This is a genomic window from Bacillus sp. JJ1764 (genome assembly GCF_036962145.1).
Taxonomy (GTDB): domain Bacteria; phylum Bacillota; class Bacilli; order Bacillales; family Cytobacillaceae; genus Neobacillus.
Genome location: NZ_JBALNY010000067.1, coordinates 6,486 through 13,868 on the forward strand (window position 1 = coordinate 6,486; position 7,383 = coordinate 13,868).

9 protein-coding genes are annotated in these 7,383 nt (G+C 36.1%); 7 read left to right on the forward strand and 2 right to left on the reverse strand.

The features are described from left to right. Positions 1-119 precede the first annotated feature (119 nt). The 5 genes from V7083_RS11345 (at position 120) to V7083_RS11365 (ending at position 4,655) form a co-directional block, all read left to right on the forward strand. Positions 120-677 (forward strand): hypothetical protein, encoded by a 558-nt coding sequence (locus tag V7083_RS11345; RefSeq protein ID WP_335477737.1) that lies wholly within the window; start codon positions 120-122, stop codon positions 675-677. Between the two features lie 152 nt (positions 678-829). Beyond that, positions 830-1,855 carry a fatty acid desaturase gene (locus V7083_RS11350; protein WP_335477739.1) on the forward strand — a complete coding sequence of 342 codons (1,026 nt, stop codon included), beginning with the start codon at positions 830-832 and terminating at the stop codon, positions 1,853-1,855. A gap of 52 nt (positions 1,856-1,907) precedes the next feature. After that, complete coding sequence (locus V7083_RS11355) at positions 1,908-3,044, forward strand: sensor histidine kinase (RefSeq protein WP_335477741.1); 1,137 nt, start codon at positions 1,908-1,910, stop codon at positions 3,042-3,044. Then, a complete protein-coding gene (locus V7083_RS11360) occupies positions 3,041-3,640 on the forward strand; it encodes a response regulator transcription factor (protein ID WP_335477743.1) in 600 nt (199 codons plus the stop codon). Before V7083_RS11355 ends, V7083_RS11360 begins: the two co-directional genes overlap by 4 nt. 136 nt (positions 3,641-3,776) lie before the next feature. Next, entirely contained in the window at positions 3,777-4,655 is an 879-nt protein-coding gene (locus V7083_RS11365) for a processed acidic surface protein (protein WP_335477745.1), read from the forward strand. A gap of 27 nt (positions 4,656-4,682) precedes the next feature. On the opposite strand, the gene V7083_RS11370 is transcribed toward V7083_RS11365, so the two are convergent. Continuing rightward, positions 4,683-5,510: an alpha/beta fold hydrolase gene (locus tag V7083_RS11370; RefSeq protein WP_335477747.1), complete on the reverse strand. Its 828-nt coding sequence runs from the start codon at positions 5,508-5,510 to the stop codon at positions 4,683-4,685. 176 nt (positions 5,511-5,686) lie between these two features. Here V7083_RS11370 and V7083_RS11375 point away from each other — a divergent pair, with 176 nt between their 5' ends. After that, entirely contained in the window at positions 5,687-5,881 is a 195-nt protein-coding gene (locus V7083_RS11375; protein ID WP_335477749.1) for an IDEAL domain-containing protein, read from the forward strand. Positions 5,882-5,961: 80 nt separating this feature from the next. Here the strand turns inward: V7083_RS11375 and V7083_RS11380 are convergent, their stop codons facing one another. Beyond that, positions 5,962-6,600 carry a YczE/YyaS/YitT family protein gene (locus V7083_RS11380; protein WP_335477751.1) on the reverse strand — a complete coding sequence of 213 codons (639 nt, stop codon included), beginning with the start codon at positions 6,598-6,600 and terminating at the stop codon, positions 5,962-5,964. 229 nt (positions 6,601-6,829) lie between these two features. On the opposite strand from V7083_RS11380, the gene V7083_RS11385 reads away from it, so the two are divergent. Beyond that, positions 6,830-7,288, forward strand: coding sequence for an SRPBCC family protein (locus V7083_RS11385; protein WP_335477753.1), 459 nt, complete (start codon positions 6,830-6,832; stop codon positions 7,286-7,288). Positions 7,289-7,383 lie beyond the last annotated feature (95 nt).

Here is a 7,383-nt window from a genome sequence, read left to right on the forward strand (position 1 = left end):
TGTATAATCATTGTTGACATTTTATTACATATAAGTGTAAATTACATATATAGACTAGCACTGATTTACCATACGAAATAGTTTTAAAAAAATACCTTAAAAAAGGGGAGGAAATAATAATGGGTACATCCGCGATCGAGAAAGGACAATCAGCTGGCAAGGAAAATGGGCAAGCAACCCAAATGGTAGACACTTTATGGAACCAATATGAGCAGAGCTTGGAACAGCTTAGAAAGCTTCGTGAAAGCAGAGAAGAAGCTTATCTAAATGCAGTGAGAGAAGTTGTAAAATACAATCAGGATTTTAGATTTTCTTTAGCAAACTTATTTCAAACGATTAAAAGTACCAATAGTGAAGTAGTTAAAAGTGTTTCAGGGAATCTTGCTAAAGGTGCCGAAGATAAAAAGATGCTTGCTCCTGAATTAAAAGAACAATTAAATGAAGTTACCGAGAAATTAGAACAACTTGCAACAGCTCCCCTTGCCACAGGGTTTGATTTAATTGGCCGTTTTGAAATAAACTTAATTGAAAATAGTGAGAAGTATGTTAAAAACGTTCGTGAACGCCGAAGCGAATGGCAGCAACTAACGGATGAATATGTAAAAACCGCTAGACAAAGCCATCAGAATTTTATGGACCGTCTTGAAGACAGCATGAAAACTTTAATAAAAAAATAATAAAGAACGTAAAACTCCACCATTCTAATGAATGGTGGAGTTTTTTTGAGCAAACATGACATTTATCATGTTTTGGACATGACATGTATGACTGTTTGGGTGAGATTTTTTTCACTATAATTTGTGTTAATAAAGAGGAAGGGATTTTTGATATGGTGAATGAAAGAGCAAAAAGTTTGCGAAAACAAGTATCTGTTTATGAAAAATCTGATACAATGGCAAGTATTTGGCAGGTAATGAATACGGTATTACCGTTTATCTTTTTATGGTTTTTGTCCTATAAAAGTTTGGCTGTTTCTTACTGGCTAAGTTTGGTATTGGCGGTTGTGGCAGCAGGATTCATGGTCAGGGTATTTATCATCTTTCATGATTGTTGTCATTACTCTTTCTTTAAAAATCGTACGGCTAATAAAATTCTGGGCACCATTACTGGAATTTTAACTTTGTTTCCATATAGTCAATGGCAGCATGACCACTCCGTTCATCATGCAACCAGCAGCAACCTGGATAAGCGCGGAACAGGGGATATTTGGATGATGACTGTGGAGGAATATCACGAGGCATCTTCTTGGAAAAAAGTACAATATCGTTTGTACCGCAATCCTTTTGTCATGTTTATACTAGGACCTATCTTTGTATTTATCCTTAAAAATCGTTTTAACCGTAAGGGAGCAAGGATCAACGAACGTCTGAACACGTACCTGACAAACGTGGCAATTGTTGCTGTTCTTGGATTATTATGTTTAGTTATTGGCTGGCAGCAAGTCCTATTAGTAGAAGGGCCTATATTTCTCATTGCAGGCTCTGCTGGGATTTGGCTGTTTTATATTCAGCACACTTTTGAGGATTCCTATTTTGAGGGAGATCAAGAATGGGAATATGTTAAAGCTGCAGTGGAAGGAAGTTCATATTATAAACTTCCTAAACTGGTTCAATGGCTAACGGGAAATATCGGTTTTCATCACGTGCATCACTTGAGTCCAAGGGTGCCTAATTATAAACTTGAATTGGTCCATGAAAATACCCAACCATTACAAAATGTTCCAACCATTACGTTAGCGACAAGTTTAAGTTCATTAAAGTTCCATTTATGGGATGAGCAGCGTAAAAAGTTCATAACGTTTAAAGATGCAAAATGCTTGCCTAAAATAAGTACTTTTGAAGGAAATTTAGAGTAAAATTCAGTATGATAAAAGGATAAGGAATACTAGCTGAAAAAAGAGGTTTCGTATGATTAAGAGGTACTTTACTTTTCAAAAAAGCAATGCAATTGCTCCATATATATGGACAATTCTTTGTATTTTGCCGTTTTACTTTATTATTCAAGTTCCATCAACCATTCAAATGGTTTTGGGAGTATTATTAACGCTACTGTTTTTTATCCTTTATCGTATTGCCTTTATTTCAAAGGGCTGGCTGGTCTATGTATGGACCCTAATCTTAATCGCAATTTCCATTACGGCAACCAGTTTGTACAGTTATGTTTACTTTGCGTTTTTTCTTGCCTATTATCTTGGCAACATCCAAAATAGGGTCACTTTTTTGACCTTGTATTTTATCCATTTGGTAAGTACATCTGTTTCGATTAATTACAGTATCATCATGCATGAAAAGCTATTTTTACAGCAATTGCCGTTTGTTATTATTGTTTGGATTAGTGTCATTCTTCTTCCTTTCAGCTTATATAATCGGAAGGAGAGGGGCCAGCTTGAGGAAAAATTAGAAGATGCAAATAAGCGAATTGGAGAATTGGTTAAATTAGAAGAGCGGCAAAGGATTGCACGTGACTTACATGACACACTTGGGCAAAAACTTTCCCTAATTGGATTAAAGGCCGATTTAGCCAGAAGATTGATCAACAAGGATCCGGAACAGGCTAGAAATGAATTAAAGGATGTCCAACAAACCGCACGAACAGCCCTAAGTGAGGTTAGAAAAATGGTTTCATCCATGCGTGGAATTCGATTAAAAGATGAAATGCTACGGATTAAACAAATCTTAGAAGCTGCACAGATTCATTTAGAGAAAAAAATGGAACCCAATCTCAGTAATGTTTCTCCTTTTACAGAAAATATTCTGAGTATGTGTTTAAAAGAGGCCGTAAATAATGTGGTTAAACATAGTGGGGCTAAAAACTGCTTTATTACTTTAGAACAATCCTGGAAAGAAATTATTATGACCATACAAGATGATGGAATTTTCAAAGGATCACATAATGGCTATTTAAAAGGTCATGGTTTAATCGGAATGAAAGAACGGCTTGAATTTATTAATGGTAGTTTAGAACTTTTAACGAGGGATGGAACAACACTAATCATCAGAGTGCCAAATGATTCAAAGCCCGAGACTAAGGAGGGGCAGTTGTGATTAAAATTGTAATTGCAGAAGACCAAAAGATGTTACTGGGTGCCTTTGGATCCTTATTAAATTTGGAAGATGATATGGAAGTAATCGGTAAAGCTTCAAATGGAGAAGAAGCAGTAGAGATGGTTAAAAGCTTAAAACCTGATGTCTGTCTGATGGACATTGAAATGCCTGGTAAAAGTGGGCTAGAGGCAGCAGAAGAAATTAAGGGTATTGGCTGTAAAGTTATTATCCTAACTACTTTTGCCCGTACAGGTTATTTTCAGCGTGCACTGAAGGCTGGAGTATGTGGCTATTTGTTAAAAGACAGCCCAAGTGAAGAATTGGCAGGCTCGATTCGCAGTGTTTTGGCTGGAAGGCGGATTTATGCTCCCGAGTTAATGGATGATGTCTACAGCGAAGAAAATCCATTAACAGACCGCGAACGGGAGGTACTTGAACTCGTAGCAGATGGAAAAAATACAAAAGAAATTGCTGAAGAACTCAGCATTAAAACTGGAACCGTACGAAATTACATTTCCATTATTCTTGATAAACTCGAAGTGAAAAATCGAATAGAAGCAATCACACAGTCAAAAGAAAAAGGTTGGTTTAAATAAGATGGATCTCTAAGGTGACAGCACCATTGAGATCCATTTTTTTTAATGTCCTCAATATTTATAGCATTATTTTGCAATTCTGATATGGCTTCCTCTGGGAACATTAAAGGAGAAACAAATATGAGGAGGAGTTAACATGTGGTTTAAAAATATATGGCGATTGACCATCTTATCTTTGCTGCTTTTTATTCATGTTCCGATGGCACTTGCGGCACCACCTGAAAAAGAGTTAACACAGTATTTAGCCTCAATCGGCTGGTCAAAGCAAGAACTGCAGGATTATCTTGATTTTTATGAAATTACTTTGGATGAATTTGCTTCAGTTGATGAACTTAAAGAATTTTTGGGAACCCCAATCAATGATGAAAATTTACAGGTACTGCTCAAAAAATATAACCTTTCTAAGGCAGAACTAAATGATTTATTGAATCACTTTGGTGATTCTTTAGCCGATTATAAGTTCATCGAAGATTTAGATTCTTCACTGGAGTTTTATGTCAATAATGACGACTATATGGGTGATATTGAGAATGAATTAAAAGAAATGGGAATTACTGAGGAGGAATCTGAGCGGTTTTTCGAATATCTTGGTCAGGTAGAGGAGAATAACAAATTTCAACTGGATCAAATGGAATGGCTTGATTCTAGAATTGAACCATTTCTTGATGTGAATGATACAACCGAGTTAACCGATAAGCAAATAGACGAATTAGTGGATCTCTTAACAGATGTCATGGACTTATATCAAATACAAGTCAAGTTTTCTGCTGACAAACAAAATATTTCGCTAACAGAATTATTAAAGATGAAGGAGCCACCAAAAAATCTAATGATTACCATCAATACAAGAACGGGGGAACCTTTACTTGACTTTAACATCCCCTCCTACTTATTCGATAATGGTGAAATCATTAATCAAGGAGAAGAAATGATTCATTTAGGGGACATTTCCAATGATTTTATCGATCATCTCCATGATGAGAAATCAAATCATTTTGGGGAATGGTATAAATAAACATAAACCACCAGGCACCTGGTGGTTTTATACAGTTTCTTTTAAAAAGTTCATTATGTATTCATATACCTCCACTGGTCTTTCTTCAGGAAGGGCATGACCTGTTTCTTTTAATACGATTAATTCGGAATTTATCAAATCCCTATTTAATTTTTCTCCAACCTCAAGTGGCATAGATTGATCGTGATCACCCCAAATTAACAAGCATGGGGTTTTAATTTGTTTTAAAATCTCTGGGGGAAGATCACCTTCCCGGTGCCTTAACATTCTGGTTAGAGCGACAAAGATTTCATCTTGTAAAAATGGCTGCAGATACCCATCAACCATTTCATCTGTAATGATTGATTGATTATAGAGTGCACTTTGAAGGTTTTTTTTGACTCCGGTTCTCGCAAAGTAGTATTTTACAAATCGGTGAAAGTACGGGAGATAGCTGGTAAGAATAAGCGGTAATTTGGCCCGCTTTAAATAGGAAGAGCTGCATAATAGAACAGCTTTTTCTGCCAATTCGGGTACCATATGGAGAATATTTAAGACGATTTGGCCTCCCATAGAATGTCCAATAAAAATGGATTTCTTTATTCCAAAGGATTCAATTAGTTTAATGACTGTTTGGGCTAAATTCTTATAGGAATAAACGTACCGATTGCATTTCGCACTTTTACCGAATGGAGGCAAATCAATTGATAGTACCTGATAATTCTGCTTCATTAACGAAATCATGTGACGGTAGGTAAAAGTTGAAGAAAGAAATCCATGCAATAATATAAATGTCTTTTCTGCATTCTCCCGCGGATAAAATTCATAATAAACTTCAATATTATTTACCGGCTTATAACCAGATAATCCATCCATTGGTCCATCCTCCTAACTGCCAAAATTGATGCCTTTAATATTCCCCAATTTTTATTATCTACTCCTGCAAGTGTTTTTGAACATTTTGTGAAAATTTTTATGATTTTTCGAACAAAGTGTTTGAATTTTTCGAAAACTGAATGTATAATGAAAAAAAGCTCAAGGAGTTGATTTCCATGGAAAAGAAATTACTTAATTCACCCCAACATTCTGAGGAGTATACAGATGCTTTAGTTGCTGAGATGTTCCTAAAAAATGCCCTGCTTGAATTCAAGAAGGAGAAAATCCGCGAGGAAATCGACCAAACATTAGAAGACGGGAACAAGGAATTATTTCTCCAGTTAACAGAAGAGCTAAAGAAGATTTGCTAACCAACGACTTTCAAACTAATTCCACTAAAAAAGAAGCCTTATCCGTAAAGGATAGGGCTTCTTGGCCGTTTAATCATTAATTACAGAAAAAGTTGTTCACCTGCTGGTTTTTTTCTGCTTTTTACAAAAGCAATTAATTTATTAAAGCGTTTTAGGGATTGTTGGAATACGGGACTTTGAATAAATGTATAAACAAATGTTGCAATAAATACAGGACCTCCTAATATAAAACCAATGATAAGCACGAGACTTTCAACGATCATGCGGGCTTTACTGACAGATAAACCCGTTTTATCGGAAATGGACAGCATGAAACCATCACGAGGTCCTGCGCCAATCCCAGCTGCTACATACATCCCTCCACCAATTCCGGTAATGACAACACCTGATAAAAGGATAAGATAATCGACCCACGTATTTGTTGCTTTTGGCAATAGATCCAGCCAGAGGAAAAAGTCCATAATTGGCCCGATACATAGGGCATTTAAGAAGGTTCCAATATTTATATACTTGCGATCAGTAAAAAAGGAAATTCCGATTAATACCAACCCACAGATGACACCCCATGTACCAATCGTAAGCCCAAAATGTTGATACAAGGCTACATTCAGAACTTCCCATGGGTGAAGCCCAACATATTTCACCTTTACGGCAATGGCATTTCCTAATCCAAAAAAAGTTAACCCCAAGAAGAACAATACATATTGTAGGACTTTCAAACTGTTTACCCCCATGTTTGATATTAATCTGAATTTTCAAACCTATCCTACTATCTTAAAATACGAGTTCACAAGATTCAATAGTAAATTTACATAATTAATCCAGACTCTTTTTTCGCTCAAGGTCCCAATGATGATGTCATTCTAAATACTGTAATAGAACATATATTGGTAAAAGACCTCTCTCAAGAGCAGGAAGGTCTTACGTCAAAGGAGAAAGAGGGAAGGCATGCCAAGCGGAACACATCACATCGAGTTGACATTGCCAATTAAGGTGATTTGGGAATTTGTAAAGGATATGGATAATTGGGCACCACTTGTTCCAAATTATATTCAACACGAGAAGGTAAACGAAAGTCAATCAACATGGGAATTCAAGAATGACCTTGGAATTATTAAAACCAAAATGAGTCTTCTCATCGACATTATTGAGTGGAAGGAACCCACGAGAGTTAGCTTTACACTAAAATCAAAGAGTGAACGGTTTACAGGCAGCGGTTTTTTTGAGGCAAAGGCCTTGAATGTCAACAAAACAAAGTTAACCGGATTTTTAGAAGTCACCGCCAATGGAAAGATGGGACCCACAATGAATTCAAAGCTGGAAACTTCGCTCCCGGAATATGTAGAGGAAATGGGAGTTTCGATCGCTAAGAAACTGGAAGAACTATATGGAAAAATAAAACGCTGATTAAAGAGGAAGCCAATTAAAAAAGGCTTCCATTTTTTATAAAAAATAGCTATGTTAAAGAAAAATTGTTGATTTTAAACCCTGTTGATTGGAGC

Coding starts and splice junctions, on each gene's coding strand:
- V7083_RS11345 (WP_335477737.1), top strand. CDS start 120: ATGGGTACATCCGCGATCGAGAAAGGACAATCAGCTGGCAAGGAAAAT.
- V7083_RS11350 (WP_335477739.1), top strand. CDS start 830: ATGGTGAATGAAAGAGCAAAAAGTTTGCGAAAACAAGTATCTGTTTAT.
- V7083_RS11355 (WP_335477741.1), top strand. CDS start 1,908: ATGATTAAGAGGTACTTTACTTTTCAAAAAAGCAATGCAATTGCTCCA.
- V7083_RS11365 (WP_335477745.1), top strand. CDS start 3,777: ATGTGGTTTAAAAATATATGGCGATTGACCATCTTATCTTTGCTGCTT.
- V7083_RS11370 (WP_335477747.1), bottom strand. CDS start 5,510: ATGGATGGATTATCTGGTTATAAGCCGGTAAATAATATTGAAGTTTAT.
- V7083_RS11375 (WP_335477749.1), top strand. CDS start 5,687: ATGGAAAAGAAATTACTTAATTCACCCCAACATTCTGAGGAGTATACA.
- V7083_RS11385 (WP_335477753.1), top strand. CDS start 6,830: ATGCCAAGCGGAACACATCACATCGAGTTGACATTGCCAATTAAGGTG.